This window comes from uncultured Tateyamaria sp. (genome assembly GCF_947504105.1).
Taxonomy (GTDB): Bacteria; Pseudomonadota; Alphaproteobacteria; order Rhodobacterales; family Rhodobacteraceae; genus Tateyamaria.
Map to the genome: position 1 here is coordinate 1 of NZ_CANNGP010000065.1, position 14,739 is coordinate 14,739.

13 protein-coding genes, 1 tRNA gene and 1 pseudogene are annotated in these 14,739 nt (G+C 54.1%); 4 read left to right on the forward strand and 11 right to left on the reverse strand.

What is annotated here, in order from left to right:
• Positions 1-165: 165 nt before the first annotated feature.
• Positions 166-5,364: a hypothetical protein gene (locus tag Q1A75_RS21910; RefSeq protein ID WP_299552865.1), complete on the reverse strand. Its 5,199-nt coding sequence runs from the start codon at positions 5,362-5,364 to the stop codon at positions 166-168.
• A 249-nt stretch (positions 5,365-5,613) separates the two neighbouring features.
• On the opposite strand from Q1A75_RS21910, the gene Q1A75_RS21915 reads away from it, so the two are divergent.
• On the forward strand, positions 5,614-6,171 hold the full coding sequence (locus tag Q1A75_RS21915; RefSeq protein WP_299552868.1) for a metallophosphoesterase: 558 nt from the start codon (positions 5,614-5,616) through the stop codon (positions 6,169-6,171).
• Positions 6,172-6,208: 37 nt separating this feature from the next.
• Here Q1A75_RS21915 and Q1A75_RS21920 read toward each other — a convergent pair whose 3' ends face one another.
• The 8 genes and pseudogenes from Q1A75_RS21920 to ychF all read right to left on the reverse strand — a co-directional run bounded on the left by Q1A75_RS21920 (position 6,209) and on the right by ychF (position 10,485).
• Positions 6,209-6,547 carry a hypothetical protein gene (locus Q1A75_RS21920; protein WP_299552871.1) on the reverse strand — a complete coding sequence of 113 codons (339 nt, stop codon included), beginning with the start codon at positions 6,545-6,547 and terminating at the stop codon, positions 6,209-6,211.
• Positions 6,548-7,096, reverse strand: coding sequence for a hypothetical protein (locus Q1A75_RS21925; RefSeq protein WP_299552874.1), 549 nt, complete (start codon positions 7,094-7,096; stop codon positions 6,548-6,550).
• A 37-nt stretch (positions 7,097-7,133) separates the two neighbouring features.
• A pseudogene (locus Q1A75_RS24330) lies at positions 7,134-7,847 on the reverse strand (relaxase/mobilization nuclease domain-containing protein); the annotation flags it as partial.
• On the reverse strand, positions 7,847-8,185 hold the full coding sequence (locus tag Q1A75_RS21935) for a hypothetical protein (RefSeq protein WP_299641257.1): 339 nt from the start codon (positions 8,183-8,185) through the stop codon (positions 7,847-7,849). The pseudogene Q1A75_RS24330 and the gene Q1A75_RS21935, both read right to left, overlap by 1 nt.
• Positions 8,182-8,604 carry an Arm DNA-binding domain-containing protein gene (locus Q1A75_RS21940; RefSeq protein WP_299593027.1) on the reverse strand — a complete coding sequence of 141 codons (423 nt, stop codon included), beginning with the start codon at positions 8,602-8,604 and terminating at the stop codon, positions 8,182-8,184. The genes Q1A75_RS21935 and Q1A75_RS21940 overlap by 4 nt, the downstream gene beginning before the upstream one ends.
• A gap of 145 nt (positions 8,605-8,749) precedes the next feature.
• A tRNA-Ser gene (locus Q1A75_RS21945) sits at positions 8,750-8,839 on the reverse strand.
• A gap of 99 nt (positions 8,840-8,938) precedes the next feature.
• A complete protein-coding gene (locus tag Q1A75_RS21950) occupies positions 8,939-9,391 on the reverse strand; it encodes a hypothetical protein (protein WP_299555980.1) in 453 nt (150 codons plus the stop codon).
• On the reverse strand, positions 9,388-10,485 hold the full coding sequence (gene ychF / locus Q1A75_RS21955; protein ID WP_299555978.1) for a redox-regulated ATPase YchF: 1,098 nt from the start codon (positions 10,483-10,485) through the stop codon (positions 9,388-9,390). Before ychF ends, Q1A75_RS21950 begins: the two co-directional genes overlap by 4 nt.
• A 189-nt stretch (positions 10,486-10,674) precedes the next feature.
• Here ychF and Q1A75_RS21960 point away from each other — a divergent pair, with 189 nt between their 5' ends.
• The 3 genes from Q1A75_RS21960 to Q1A75_RS21970 all read left to right on the forward strand — a co-directional run bounded on the left by Q1A75_RS21960 (position 10,675) and on the right by Q1A75_RS21970 (position 12,556).
• Positions 10,675-11,160 (forward strand): acyloxyacyl hydrolase, encoded by a 486-nt coding sequence (locus Q1A75_RS21960; protein ID WP_299555976.1) that lies wholly within the window; start codon positions 10,675-10,677, stop codon positions 11,158-11,160.
• 59 nt (positions 11,161-11,219) lie between these two features.
• Positions 11,220-12,014, forward strand: a complete 795-nt coding sequence (gene trpA, locus Q1A75_RS21965) for a tryptophan synthase subunit alpha (protein ID WP_299555974.1) — start codon at positions 11,220-11,222, stop codon at positions 12,012-12,014.
• A 104-nt stretch (positions 12,015-12,118) separates the two neighbouring features.
• Positions 12,119-12,556, forward strand: a complete 438-nt coding sequence (locus Q1A75_RS21970; protein ID WP_299555972.1) for a hypothetical protein — start codon at positions 12,119-12,121, stop codon at positions 12,554-12,556.
• On the opposite strand, the gene Q1A75_RS21975 is transcribed toward Q1A75_RS21970, so the two are convergent.
• The gene (locus tag Q1A75_RS21975) at positions 12,553-13,173 is read right to left on the reverse strand and encodes a d(CMP) kinase (protein ID WP_299555988.1); all 621 of its coding nucleotides are present in this window, start codon (positions 13,171-13,173) and stop codon (positions 12,553-12,555) included. The genes Q1A75_RS21970 and Q1A75_RS21975 overlap by 4 nt on opposite strands.
• A gap of 5 nt (positions 13,174-13,178) precedes the next feature.
• Positions 13,179-14,531: a 3-phosphoshikimate 1-carboxyvinyltransferase gene (gene aroA, locus Q1A75_RS21980; RefSeq protein ID WP_299555970.1), complete on the reverse strand. Its 1,353-nt coding sequence runs from the start codon at positions 14,529-14,531 to the stop codon at positions 13,179-13,181.
• Positions 14,532-14,739 lie beyond the last annotated feature (208 nt).

The following is a 14,739-nucleotide window of genomic DNA, read 5'->3' on the forward strand; positions in this document are numbered from 1 at the left end:
CGTGAACGCCGCGCTCTGAACTCCCTCGATGAAATCCGGGGGAACAGGTAAGAGGTGTCAGACTCGGAACACTAGCGCTTTCTCGAAAGTCTGTCTGATGAAATCCGAGCGCCGCAATGATGGGTCCAATTTCCATCTCGCGCAGTGACGCCACGTATTCCGGCGTCAGTCTGAGTTGGCACTGAAGTAAGCGGTGGAGTTGGCACTGAAGTAAGGCCCGGTGGATGTCGAGCTCCTACTGTCCGTAGAAGGCCCGGTGGATGTCGAGCTCCTACTGTCCGTAGGAAGCCGAGGTGTTGAAACTAACGTATCGGTATAGATAGCTTCAAGTATTGCCCCATCATTAGCCGTAGCCATACGCCTATTACTCTGATCTGAAAGATATGCGTCAATGATCTCATCGCCGCCCGCATAATCCTGCTCATCCATAAGTCTTTCGAACGTTGCAAAGGTAATGTTATCCGTAGCTCTCTCAAGATTCCTGAGATTCTCCATACTTCCTCCATCTTCAACAATATTACCAGGTCCATCTTCACTATAATATTCAGACATCACATCAATCATATTGAAAAATGGATAGTAGTTGAGTGCATTCATCTGATACTGCATCTCTCCGGTAATCTTCGTATGCGGAACAAGCGCGTCCGTACCAAACATAATCTGATCGCTGTGGTTAACCATGAACCCAACCCAATTATTATTGCGTTGGCTCGGCGCGTCACCGATCATGCTCACAAAGACTTTCCTTAGGCCTGGGTCGGTTTTGAATAGCGACTCGAATTGACCCTTGAAGTTGGCAAGCTGCTGTTTATGCAAATCGAATGGCGTAGATGAAGCGACACGGCTGAATGCCGCAGTTTGACTTAAACCGTGCCGGTGAGCCAAGTGAGCCTTTGTAACGCCAGACGAGAAATTATCCATCGAAAACGAGAGCGACTCAAACAGACGACTTACCGTCTTAAGATTTTCTTTCGTCTGCGCTACCTGTTGCTCCTCCAATTGCCCAACTGAATTGCCCGATGGGTCCACTTTCAAATCGTTCTTTTGAATATCAAGGTAATCCTGGAAATTCTTCATGGCAACTGAATACGTTTTATCCCAGGATATATCGACCAATAGGTGTTTTCCCACTGTTTCGTCATTCATTAGGTTCCGTAGCTTAAAGAGGTGATCCACCGAGTCGCGCGCATCTGCAGCGATACCTCCCGCATGCGACCAAATTACCTTGAAGTTGGATGCTAACCGTGCGTCGTTTACCCCCTCTCTCTCAGCTTTTTCCGACTTTACATCATCAAGAGCATTGGTAGATTCGACCACTTCGCGAAGCAAATTTTCGACTTCAGTGAACCATGTCTGTTTGTCGCCTGGCTTGGCGGCATCCGAATGCAAATTAAATGGTCGACTAAGTTGTGCTGCGATCATGATCGCGTTCTTGACCGCATCGCGATCTGTGTCAACTGGCTGTCTGGAGTTCACATTTGTCTTGTTGAATGTATTCTCACCCATCATTTTAATTAGATAACTTCCAAATAGGTCTTTACTTTTTGCAAATTGACCCAGTACCTGTTCTTCCATACCTTTCTTGTTCGCATTCCCGGTATCTGCGATGGTTGAAGACAAAACATAAAACCCGAAAACATCATCAATGACTTCGACCTTTGCTCGAAGTTCATTGGCTCGCTCTGCCACACTGTCTACGTCTTCTATTGAAAGTTGGTCAGTAGTTGAAAGGATACCATCAAGCTCCTGTTGTGCACTGGCCCGCTCCTTGAAGAGGTCTCCGAGCTGCCTAATCAGCGCATTTTCGCCACTCGCATTTGGCATTAGCGCTGCACCTTGGCTCAAAGTTCTTGTGATCCCTTCCCTTTGATCCTTTGGACTAGGCGAGTAACTAATCCCATATGTGCCGCTCGTATAATAGTCGATCATCTGCCCGCCATTGTTGAGGATGGTTGGGATGGGCATAATGACGGACTTATGCACTCCAACTTTCTTCATCCTATGGTAGGAATCAAACAAGTTTTCATGCTGATTGGCAAACGCGGATTGGTGCCTATGTGTATCAGCTAGTTTATACAACTCCAGCTCTTTAGCAGACTCCTGCACGGGCGTGGACATAAGACCATCCCAGAAATTTTTGACATCGCCATCGACTGAGCTCAAAGACTCTCGCAATTTCTGGAGCTGTGTCTCAATGAGTTTCATTTCGGTTTCAGGCGGCACAATCGGTTCTGCAATTGTAGACGGTACCGTGGCATCAATCGTGACAATGTCCTCGTCAGTACTGACCGCTTCGAATGGATTGCCCACAACATAGCTGAGTTCTCCGAGCGCCATTTTAAAGAAATCCCTGGTTTCAGGCAGTTCTTTTAAGATGAAATTCTTAAGCTCCTCAAGCTTCTCAGGCTGTTTGCTCAAGCCATCATGCAGTTTCTGCAGGAAAACATCTACACCAAGCTTATGCTGGCCCTCATGCGTCATATCCTTGAACGCTGCTTTTAACTGGTCGACAAAATCTTCTTTCACGACAGCAGACACTGGGCTGCCCTGTGATCGGTGGTCGGCACGGCTAAGAATATTGAGTGATTCCGACGGATCAGAAGCAAATTTGTCTAAACTAGCCAGTAGTGCGCCATGATCCTGTGAGAAGTTTCCTGGCTGTATTAAATTCAGTGCGAGATCTAACCGTGTTTTTACCCGCGCGACATCGATACCATCGACGCGCATTTCGTTGCCCTTGAATGTACTGGCAGCGAAGTTTCCGGCCTTTCGTGTGACGTCTGTACCAACCTTGTCGATGTCCTTACGAAGGTTCTTTAGCTTGAGTAGGTGGTTTTGACCGTTACGGTGGGTCCTGCTGCCTTCGGGGGATGACAGGCGCCGGTTCGTCATGTCAGCTACTTTGACCATGCTTGGGCGTAAACCAGACTCGCGGGATAGTACGTGAAAGGCTTTTGATTTAAGTTGACCCTTCTTCCGATCTGAATCTGAAAAGAACGAGCTTGGTATCGAGGCGACCGTTCCCAAGAAATCTTTGCTCATTTCCTCAAAGTCGGAATCAACCAGAGCGGTGTGAATTGGCAAGAGTTTGTATAGAGCAGACTCCAAGGCTTGCGGTAGCCCCCCACCATCACCCTGTACTGTCGGTTGTACCTCATCACCCAACCCCGCTTTATCCAGGTAGTTTTCCATCGTCAGATTGGAGGCAAGCAACATAGAACGAGTGTGCAGATCGTATAATTCTGCTTTTAGGGTCTCTCTGACAGCGACGAGGGCAACTCCAAGTGCATCGTTTGGAATTTTCGAAAGATCCATTCCAGTGAGTGCATCACACTCCAGAGAACCACAGCAGAAGCTGGCGATTTTGTTTTGCTGCTCCTTGATTGCCTCTCTGCCTTCTACATCGGAAGGATCCAGGTTCTTCATGGCTTCTCGAGCCTGAAGGTACAAATTAAGTCCTTGTGTCCTTGCCTGAGCGTTCGGCCGGTCACCTGTAAGCTGAAACTCATCGTGGATAGCGCTTTCTAAGCGCTCGAGCATTTCATCACACGAGCGTAGAGATTTGTCGATGTAGTCGATTTGCCGTTTTAAATGATTGCTTCTTTCTGATACTGAAGAATGTATGCCTGCTTTTAGTGTATCGAAGTCATTTTTAAATAATGCTATTTGCGATCTCAACTTTTTGTTGGCATTATTTAGATCGGGTCCAATCTCTGTGGACTTAAGTTTTTGAGTGTCGAATAAGAAGCTCGTTGCGGCAAATGCTTTTGTATCGAAATGAGCGGAACTTATATTCGTCAGTTCGGGTCTATTACTTGATGCTTGATTGGATGTTTCTGCGTTATTGGCCTGCGGCAGGTGCGATTTGTACAGCAATTCTTTTGCTGGTTGAGAAATTCCGTCTTCTGACTTTAGGGATGTCAGCAGGCCGTTTGCCAAACTAACAGAAAATTCCGTGTAAGCTTGCATTGCTGAATTTCGAATGTCATCGACACGAATTTGTGTCGTTGCCAGAGAAGCATGTTCTGGATGCCTTTTCGGATGGTTTAATAGATGCGTCGCAACTGTCTCGGTCCCCCATTTGGTAATACTTGCTGCTAGGAATCCTAGAGCTGACTGGCCGAAAGCGGACAAGTTTCCTGGAGATTTGTATAAAGCACCGGCGACCACCCCTGCAGCAATGCTGCCTGCCTGTTGGATTAGGCGTGCGCGACCTCGCGGTGTGTCAACGGCAGGTATCCCTTGAGTACGGCTTCTAAGTGATTTGAAGGTTGTTTGTGAAATGAAGACGTCCGATTGGTTTCGGCGATGGTCCATACGTTCTGCCATCTGCGCGCTTCCGTCACCGTTTCGATCATTTTGAACGGCGATTGCTGTTTGCTTGACGGCCTCAAGAAACGACACCGCCATTAAAGTTCCAAGGGTCATAATAGCGGTTTGTGCCAAGCTTTTTTGCCAGCTGTCTTCGGGGGCGGCTCCCAAGTTGGTGGGATTTCTGTCACTGATCACTTGGCCCAAGAGAGAGAGGCCCATGACGAGACCCATGGCAAGTGCCCCCGTTCCCCAATGTGCTGGACCAGGCGCTTGCGGCGGCGGAGTGAAACGACCAACTAAGGATGACACGCCGGTCATTTCGCCCACGCGCCGAATTCCTCCCGACAAGTCGAAGTTTGTCTTCGTCGCTGCACCCATCCCCGACTCAGAATACCGGTGGTGGGCATCACGACCAGCAATTGGCAAAGCTGCAGCCAACGTTGCAGCAACGGCAGCTTTGTTTGCCAATGGGGTATCAGGATATCCTATGGAGTGAATAAATTTTACGGCTAGGGGCGCCAAGAGGATTGGTGCGCGTGACTGAATGATAGTCGCTATGTTACTCGCCGACGAAGCCCAGCTAAAATCCTGGCGTCGATTGTTGGCATTATTTGTTTCGCCCGAATATGCGACGGCAGCGCGAACGGCATGCGCTGCTTTTGTCAGGAATTTAAGTTCAAGCTTGGTCGCCTCTTCACTTGTGATAGATTCGGCGCCACCATTGAGTTTCTGGGTTAGCTCGTCGTGGGCGGCATTGAACTCTTGCAAGGCCTGCGGCAAGAATCGATCTTGAGGGAAAACGGTACCTGTGACCGAAATCGGATTCTTCGCGTCGTTTGTAATGGAGTACTTTGGAATATTCACTAACAGTGTCGCAAGTTCTTTAGCCCTGCGCTTTTTTCTAAGGGTCGCATCTCGCTGAACCTGAGTCTCTGATGACGAACCCTGCTCTGAGCGGAGCTGAGTTATGTCGATAGTAAAGTGATCTTCTTGGCGTAGTGGTGCGTACGCGGGGGATGACGCGGGCGTGATCGAATCATTTGTGGGCATCATTAGTCTCCATAATATCGAGTTCAAGATAGGGATGAACCGCACTAACTCTTCATTTCTTTTTTTTATAATCGCACCTGCCACAGTTTAGTGTAAGCGGCGTTTTGGCCCCACCTTCCGTGTAGCTTTATGATCTGCGAGTCCGTGCGAGATGTAATTTCTCACAGGGTAGCTCCATGGATGATCACAGAGAGGTTCTCACACATCCGGATTTGATCCTCGGGCCGAGGGGTCATCGGCGTTGGCCGGATGATGTATACCCATTTCGGCCACGAGAACATCATCCCGTTTAACGGACGTCCCTATCGTTCGGCCAGCCATATGGACAGCTGTCTACTCGAAAACATGTGGACGGTCGTGAAACCGGAAGACACGCTCTATATCGTTGGCGATTTTGCCTTTGCGTCGACGGCAAAAGACGACGACTGGCTCCAGATTATTTTTGGCCAGTTGCCCGGAGCCGAGCAACATCTTGTCGTCGGCAACCACGATCATGCGCCTACGCTAGCCCTGCCTTGGACCTCTGTCACCCATCTGACAGAAGTCGCGGACAGCGGCAAAACGAGCGTGCTGTGCCACTATCCGATGATCACCTGGAACCACGCCCGAAAGGGCGCACTGCAAATATTTGGGCACGTCCACAACACTTGGACAGGCTCCCGCAATGCCGTGAATGTCGGCGTCGATGTCTGGGATTACATGCCCATCACGCTGCCGGATATTGAGCGCCGCGCACGCAAGATGGCGGTCAATAAGCATTGGAAAGATGTTGAACGTGGATTGAGAGAAGTCAACGGTGAGCACTAGAGAGACGGTGCACCTGATCGGGGCGAAGGCAAGTGGCTTACGGGTCGTTGATCATCCACTTGAAGACTGCGCTCAGACGGCTCTTCGCTTCCTGTAATTTGTTTTGATGGCTTTCCCACGTCATTTCTGAGTTCGGATCGATTTCGTCGCCATAGCTCAAAGCTTTCAAGGAAACGGTCAACGCCTCTTGAGAGTCTGCCAATGCAATCACAGTATAAATCAAATCCCGTGACATAAGCTTGCTCTGTTCCTTCAACCTGCTTTCCAATGACATCAGTGCGACTTCGGATGCTTTCAGTTGTTTCATTGAAGTTTCGCAAGCATTCGTCAGCTCTTCGACGTAGGTCAGCAATTCTTTTTCGAGTGGTGTCAGCATTCAACCACTTCCTTCCGGTGAGCCGTTGAAGCGCGTTGTTGGTTCGAGAACGATGTATCCACCCACCAGAATAGCGAATGGACGCTGGCCTTGCTTCGCCTGCGAAACGCCAGGGGAATTGAAACAAGGGACCATTCTCTCTGACAGGTCGTCTGGCGTCTCCAATGCCCAAGCCAATATGATCGCCGTCGCCAGTAGACTGCCCACCATGGCCGCGATCGCGCCCACGATCATCGGCAGCGCGATCAGCGTGACGCTCCCGCTCAACCAGTCCATCCTTGCCTCGTGGACGGTTTCGCTCGCCTCCGCTGCCTTGCTCGCCCATATCGCGTTCTGCTTGGCGACTGAGGTCACCTTCTGGTCCATTGATACTGCGAACTGATCGATAGCGCTCCCGATTGTATCTTGCGCGTTTTTCACAGGCTTTTCGATATCGTCGGTGTAGGTCCTTAACGTTGCATCGAGCGAGGCGCTTTCCTGATTCACGGCCTGCTCCGCCTTCTGCTGCAACCTCTCGGTCAATCTGTTTCTCGATCGTCCAGTCTTCATGGAAAAAGGTTCCTTTCAGTCTCATCCGCTCGCCCGTTTCAGGATCCAATGCGGTTACATATTTCTCTCCGGCGCGAGGCACTTCGTAACCATGCGTGCGCAGTGTCGCGATCATGGTAGGGCGGTCCGAAATCTGACCCTCGGCGATCTGATCCGTTATCCAGTCATGCAGTTCTTCCCGCGTCCGCGCGCGCGCAGTTGCCTCGACAATCGGCTTTGCCTCGGAAGCGCGTTCCGGATCTTCTGGGTCGGTCCAATCGTTGACCTTGTTGAGGTGATCCCTCAGCGCATCAAAGTCACGTTGATACCCTGGCGGCGCGATGTTGAGGCTCTTCCCCGACAACAACTCCAGCCTAGGCGCGCAGAAATGCAGCTCAACACGCCCTTCATGCTCATGTCGAACCCAAAGGCAATCATACTGCCCACGTTCCAACCCCGCGAATGCCAGACCCTCAAAGGCATCCATCGCCGCAATCTGCGCTTCTTCACTCGGAGCATCATCATGCGTGAAGGACATCACGCCTGACCGGTATGACCACTTATGACGACACGCATCGATCAGAATGCTAGTGTTGCTCGGGTCGCCTCTCAAAACCGCTGGCTTTGGGTTGCGCTCAACCATGACAACTTCGCCCTGATCATTGCGCACCAAATCGCGGTTTTCGTCATACAGCTTCACCATATTTGCCACGAGGTATCCAACAGGTCCGAGGCCGCTGCCCATGCCAGATTTGAAAAACTTGATCAGCATCAGGACCGAAACTTTTCGTGCCCGGTCGATGCGAAGTCCAACGACCGCCTGAGCTCCACCAACGCAACCATAATCCCAAGGGCGGTTTCGGAGTCGAGTGCCCGCTGCTTCTTCGCTGTCTTGATGTCCTGAGCGATCTCGTCAAGAACCTTGCAGCAACGCACGATTTCCCGAAATTGCCGTTCGTCGACCTTCTCAACCGATTTTCGCCGATGTGGCTGCGCGAGTCCCAGCTGCTCTCTGAGCAAGGCCGAAACCGGCAAACCAGCCAACGCAGCTTTCTCGCGCGTCACCCGTTTTTCCGCAACGGTGCACCGAATATCCATCTTCTCAGTCAACGCGTTCTTTGCGCCTCGAAGGCGTATTCGGCCAAAGTGTTGATCCATTGCTGGCCGTGCTTTGGGTTCTTCCACGTCGGCAGGCGCTCAATATGGACTTGACGCGCGATCTCTTCAAAGCAGGGGATTTCTTGGCGGTCGTTGTATCGCGGATTAATCCCTCGCTTTGCCAACCGTCGATATTCCAAAGCCCGGTCTCGCGCTTCGTTCAGGGTCACAACGTCAGCACCACCAAGACCGAAGTCGGTACGCAATGGCTTGCCTTCGCGGTTGCGCTGTCCCTTAACGGTGACACGGACGATCCAGCGTCTTGCACCGGACGGATCAACAACAAGGTACAAACCGCTCCCGTCGCCATGGCGACCAGGGCCGAGGGTTCGCACCAGATTCTTCGTCAGCTTTCCGCTCAGAGCAGCCATAAAATACCACGATTTCTACCACGCAATGAATAGAAACGAGTCTAATCGAAGAGAAGCCAAAAGCAACAATGAATGCAGTTAAACCAACAAAACAGCCTTATAAGAGGTTGAATGACCGTTAACAGAACTGAATGAAAATGGTGGGTGGCGGAGACGAAGGGATTCGAACCCTCGAGACCCTTCCGGGCCTACTCCCTTAGCAGGGGAGCGCCTTCGACCACTCGGCCACGTCTCCGCTGACCCGTCTAACGATGTGGTTTGGGGAGGGCAAGGCCAGAATTTGAAGGAATTGGCCAGCGGCACCCCTGCTTGTAAGCCCATCGGCCAACAGCATTCATTTCTTGATACGCTTGATTTGGAATGCCGGAAACCGACGCACCGCATGTCCAAGAACCGCGTCAATGAATGCAACATCCTGGGGGCTCAGCGCGCGCGGACGCTCCAGGGCGATCTTCATTGTAAGAAATGTCTTTTGGCGCGTGGTGGCTGACGTTGACACCAGCACATCCAGCGTCCCGGACCGACCATCGGGGCTGGTAAATCTCTGGGTCAGCCCTTCCAGACCATACCCTTTGGAGGAGGAAACCTCGGGCGCCATCACCGCACCCTCGGCAACAGCAGACGCACGTACGACCGACAAAAGCTTGCGACCATCAATCCTTTCGGATGCGGCCTCGCGTTCGATCAACTGGACGGTGACCTTCGCGCGCTTGCCGACAAAGCTGTCGGCCAGCACCCCGCCCGCCAGCGACACCGCAAGACAAAGGGCAACAGGCAAAAGCCTCATGTATTGAACAGGAAATGCAATACGTCGCCATCCTTGACGACGTATCCCTTACCCTCCGCGCGCATCTTGCCCGCGTCCTTGGCCGCCTGCTCGCCCCCCAAGGTGACAAAATCGTCATAGGCGATGGTTTCCGCGCGAATAAAGCCCTTTTCGAAATCGCCATGGATCACACCGGCGGCCTTTGGCGCAGACGTCCCGGTTTTGATCGTCCAGGCCCGGGCCTCCTTGGGACCCACGGTAAAGTACGTCTCCAGATGCAACAGCTCATAGCCCGCCCGGATCAACCGGTCGAGCCCCGCCTCGGACAGGCCCATTTCCTCAAGAAACATCTGCGCTTCATCGTCTTCAAGCTGGCTGATCTCTTCCTCGATCTGGGCTGAAATCACAACGTGACTGTTGCCTTGCGCCGCCGCCATCTCGGCCACCTTGGCCGAATGGGCATTGCCGTCAGCAGCTTCAGCCTCACCAACGTTGCAGACATAGAGCACAGGCTTGCTGGTGAGCAATTGCAGCATTGTCCATGCTTTGGCGTCTTCGTCATCCACCTCGACCACACGGGCCGGTTTGCCATCTTCCAAGGCCACGAGGGCCATTTTCATCAAACGCTCCTGTTGGACGGCTTCCTTGTCACCGCCCCGCACCTTGCGCACGATGTTTTGCAAACGCTTTTCCAGGCTTTCGATATCGGCGAGCATCAGCTCGGTCTCGATCGTTTCAGCATCTGCGACGGGGTCCACACGACCTTCGACATGAGTCACGTCACCATCTTCGAAACAACGCAGGACATGGGCGATCGCGTCTACTTCGCGGATATTGGCCAGAAACTGGTTCCCCAGCCCTTCGCCCTTTGATGCCCCTTTGACCAAGCCGGCGATATCCACAAATGTCATGCGCGTGGGAATGACCTGTTTGGACGCAGCGATGGTTGCCAGCTTGTCCAGACGGGCGTCAGGCACGGCAACTTCGCCCACATTTGGCTCAATCGTGCAGAACGGGAAATTCGCCGCCTGTGCGGCGGCAGTCTTGGTCAGTGCGTTGAACAATGTTGACTTGCCCACGTTCGGCAAGCCCACGATTCCCATCTTGAAACCCATATTGTTGTCCTTTCAGCCATCGCGCTGCTTCTAGCAGGACAGCGAACAGGTGCAAGGCAGTGACATGTTCGGACAAAGTAATCGCATTTTCTTGAAAGAAATTGAAAAGGTACAACCGTATTGACCATGGTGGATCGGGGCGGGGAACGATATTAGCCCCAGCGGAAATTTAGAAGTAGGAACAATAGTATGAACCGCATTTGTATTGCCATCACTTCACTGTTGATGAGTACAGCTGCTGCATCCGCACAGGAATGGACAATTGGCCTTGGGGCATCAGACTTCGGCGATGCGGGACAAGACAGCGTGGCCCTCGATCTGGAGTATCGCCACACCCCCTTTGTCGAAAAGCGTGTTTTGTCTGTGGCATGGGGTGCAAACTTTGGGGTGACAGGTGAAGGAGACGCGTTCGTCGGTGGCGGGATCTGGTCGCGCTGGCAATGGGACAGCGGCTGGTTCATCGACAACAGCATTATGCCCGGCCTCTACGAAGCAGGCACAGATGGCAACGAACTCGGGTCTGGGTTCGAAATCCGATCACTTCTGGGGGTTGGTTATCAATTCGACAACGGGCACGCGGTTTCGGCAGCAATTTCTCACAAATCGAATGCAAGCCTTGCCGAGGACAACCCCGGCATGAATGTCTATTCCCTCCGTTACCATTTCAAGTTCTGACGGCGCTTGCCTTTCCTGCACCGCTTTGGCAGGTGAGGCAGGACGGACAGGAGACTGAGATGACAACCCGGATCGACTCCAAATTCGCGGCCCTTGCGGCCGAAGGACGCAAAGCCTTTGTGTCGTATATTATGGCGGGTGACCCCGACTACGATACGTCGCTCGAGGTGGTGCGGGGACTGCCAGGGGCGGGTGTCGACATCATCGAGCTTGGCTTACCCTTCACTGACCCGATGGCGGATGGACCAACAATTCAACTCGCAGGTCAGCGCGCACTCGAAGCGGGCATGACACTTGATAGAACGCTCGACCTGGCCCGCAGTTTTCGGGAAACCGATGACACAACTCCGATCGTGCTTATGGGCTACTACAACCCAATCTACTCGTGTGGCGTCGACACCTTCCTGACCAAGGCAAAGCAAGCAGGGATCGACGGCCTGATCGTCGTTGACTTGCCGCCCGAAGAAGACAGCGAACTGTGCATTCCAGCGCAAGAGGCAGGCCTGAACTTTATTCGATTGGCCACACCGACAACCGATGACAAGCGCTTGCCACGGGTTCTGCAAAACACGTCTGGCTTTGTTTACTACGTATCGATCACTGGCATCACCGGTGCGGCCGAAGCGGAAGCTGGCGATGTGAGGCCGGAAGTCGCGCGGATCAAATCAGCCACCGACCTGCCGGTGATTGTCGGGTTTGGTATCAACACGCCCGAAAAATCCAAGGCCATCGCAACGGTGGCGGATGGCGCGGTTGTTGGTTCGGCAATCGTCAGCCGCATAGCCGCAGGTGACAGCGTGGAAACGGTGCTGGCGTTTGTAAAAACGCTCGCGGATGGTGCACACGCCGCCTGATCCACGCGGTAATAGAAATTCTCGCCTCGCGGGAAATTTCTGAAATCATTGAGTTTTTTGCCAGATGTGGCAAAGTTGTACGAGTGCCCGAACAATAGTTGCCCATGTCAAACGTCCTATCATCCCCATCCGATGTCTCGGAACACCTCCTTGCACGTACGGGGGAAGCGTTGATGGCAGGCGACTTTGATAGTTTTGCCCGCTGCTTCTCCCTTCCGTACGACCTTGAGACGCTTGAGGGACAGCGCCAAATACGCTCCCGCACAGACCTTAAGGCGACCTTCGACGCCGTGCATGCGCACCTTGTCAAACAGCAAGTGACCATGATGGCCCGGCACTGTGTTTCAGCGAGTTTTCGCGGCGAAAACGAAGTCGCAGCCACGCATGAAACGCGCCTGCTGAGCCGGGATATTCTGGTGCAGCAACCCTACCCCGCCTTCTCGCTCCTGAAACGGCATGACGACGGACAGTGGAAGATCACGTCCACGTCCTATGTTATCGTGGATTCCGCCGAGCTGAACGATGCGTTGCAAGCTGGTTAGAGTTGCCTTGCGCTCCTGCAGGCCTCAACATGTGACACTGCCGCGGTGACAGCCTCATCTATTGTCATATCCGAGGTGTCTATGACCCTTGCCCCTGCGGCCGGTTTCATCGGGGCTGTATCCCGTTCGCTGTCGCGCGCGTCCCGCACACGCACATCTTCCAGCACCTGCTCCAGTGTCCGCCCGCCCCCCTTCGCGGACAATTCTTTCCACCGACGCTCGGCCCGCACCTCTGCGCTGGCGGTAACAAACAGCTGCGCCTCAGCTTGCGGATAGATCACCGTGCAGATATCGCGCCCATCCAGAACTGCGCCCCCGGGACGCCGGGCAAAGTCCCGTTGGAAATCCAGCAACGCAGCACGCACCTCCGGAATGACGGCCACGCGACTGGCCGCCTGAGCGACTTCCGCTGTGCGCAGCCTGCCGTCTTCCAGAGCGTCAGGCTGAAGTGATTGCGCGGCTTCAATGGGATCCGCCCCATCCATTACACACGCCCCCACCGCGCGATAAAGCAGCCCGGTATCAAGATGGGCAAACCCGAAATGCGCCGCAATCGCACGGCTTATGGTTCCCTTGCCGGCTGCAGCAGGCCCATCAATCGCAACGGTGAACGGCACGGGACTCATCGATTGTTGCGACGCAACTGCGCACCAAGCCCACCCATCAGCGGCTCGAAAATCGGAAAAGACGTGGCAATCGGCCCACCATCATCCACCGACATCGGCTTCTGCGTGGCCATCCCCATGACAAGGAACGACATCGCAATGCGGTGATCCAGATGGCTGGCACAGGTGGCGCCACCCGGCACATTTCCATGACCCAGGCCAGTCACCGTCCACCAATCCGGCCCATCCTCAACGGTCACACCGGCGGCACGCAAACCAGTCGCCATCGCGTCGATCCGGTCACTTTCCTTGACGCGCAGCTCCTTCACCCCGGGCATGTGCGTCTGCCCCTTGGCAAAAGACGCCACAACCGACAGCACAGGATATTCATCAATCATGCTGGCCGCACGCTCCGCAGGCACCTCGATGCCCACCAGATCGGGCGAGAACCGGACACGCAGGTCTGCCACTGGCTCCCCGCCCTCTTCCCGCTCATTCTCATAGACCAGATCCGCACCCATCTCGCGCAGCGTGGTGAACAGCCCGGCCCGGGTCGGGTTCAACCCGATATTCGGCACCAAAACATCCGATCCGGGCACAATCAGCGCCGCACAGACCGGAAACGCGGCCGAGGACGGATCACGCGGCACATCAATATGCAGCGGCTTCAACTCCGGCTGCCCTTTCAAAGTGATGACACGGCCCGCGTCTGTCACCTCGGTCGAAATCTCGGCCCCGAACCCTGCCAGCATCCGCTCGGTATGATCGCGGGTGGCTTCGGCCTCGATCACCACCGTCTGCCCCGGCGCATTCAACCCCGCCAGCAACACGGCGGACTTCACCTGCGCCGACGGCACCGGCACGGTGTACTCCACAGGCACCGGGTCCGCCGCCCCCACCAAGGTCATGGGCAAACGCCCCCCGGACCGGCCCACAGCCTCACAGCCAAACAGCGCCAGCGGATCGGTCACGCGGGCCATCGGGCGACCGTTCAAGCTGGCATCGCCGGTAAACGTCACGGAAATGGGGGATGTCGCCATCGCCCCCATGATCAGGCGCACCCCGGTGCCGGAATTGCCGCAATCAATGACCTGATCAGGCTCGGCAAAGCCCCCCACGCCCACACCATGCACAGACCACGACCCGCCGCCATGGTTGATCACCTCGGCGCCAAAGGCCTGCATGGCCCGGCCCGTGTCCAGCACATCCTGCCCTTCCAGCAACCCGGTGATCGTGGTCTCCCCCACGGCCATGGCCCCCAGGATCAGGGACCGGTGCGAAATGGACTTGTCCCCCGGCACGTCTGCAGTCCCCGACAGGGGTCCACAGGCAGAAGAGGTCATGGGGATCGGATCACCGTGGCTGGACATGTTTGCGCTCGCATCAATTCTTTCGGCGCAGACCTACCCCGCCCGCACAAGCCCGTCCAGACCGCGCACGCGCCTGTCCCTTCTTCTGGCTGAAAATATCTACCGTGTGCTTTCGGTCAACACTTGGCACTAACCATAGCATGGGCAAAGAGCGTGTAGACGCCAAATATCGGAACGCTCTTTGCCCATGCGATTTTCAGCAGAGCGG

Coding starts and splice junctions, on each gene's coding strand:
- Q1A75_RS21950 (WP_299555980.1), bottom strand. CDS start 9,391: ATGAGGCTTTTGCCTGTTGCCCTTTGTCTTGCGGTGTCGCTGGCGGGC.
- Q1A75_RS21920 (WP_299552871.1), bottom strand. CDS start 6,547: ATGCTGACACCACTCGAAAAAGAATTGCTGACCTACGTCGAAGAGCTG.
- Q1A75_RS21970 (WP_299555972.1), top strand. CDS start 12,119: ATGTCAAACGTCCTATCATCCCCATCCGATGTCTCGGAACACCTCCTT.
- aroA (WP_299555970.1), bottom strand. CDS start 14,531: ATGTCCAGCCACGGTGATCCGATCCCCATGACCTCTTCTGCCTGTGGA.
- Q1A75_RS21960 (WP_299555976.1), top strand. CDS start 10,675: ATGAACCGCATTTGTATTGCCATCACTTCACTGTTGATGAGTACAGCT.
- Q1A75_RS21915 (WP_299552868.1), top strand. CDS start 5,614: ATGATGTATACCCATTTCGGCCACGAGAACATCATCCCGTTTAACGGA.
- Q1A75_RS21925 (WP_299552874.1), bottom strand. CDS start 7,096: ATGAAGACTGGACGATCGAGAAACAGATTGACCGAGAGGTTGCAGCAG.
- Q1A75_RS21940 (WP_299593027.1), bottom strand. CDS start 8,604: ATGGCTGCTCTGAGCGGAAAGCTGACGAAGAATCTGGTGCGAACCCTC.
- trpA (WP_299555974.1), top strand. CDS start 11,220: ATGACAACCCGGATCGACTCCAAATTCGCGGCCCTTGCGGCCGAAGGA.
- Q1A75_RS21910 (WP_299552865.1), bottom strand. CDS start 5,364: ATGCCCACAAATGATTCGATCACGCCCGCGTCATCCCCCGCGTACGCA.
- ychF (WP_299555978.1), bottom strand. CDS start 10,485: ATGGGTTTCAAGATGGGAATCGTGGGCTTGCCGAACGTGGGCAAGTCA.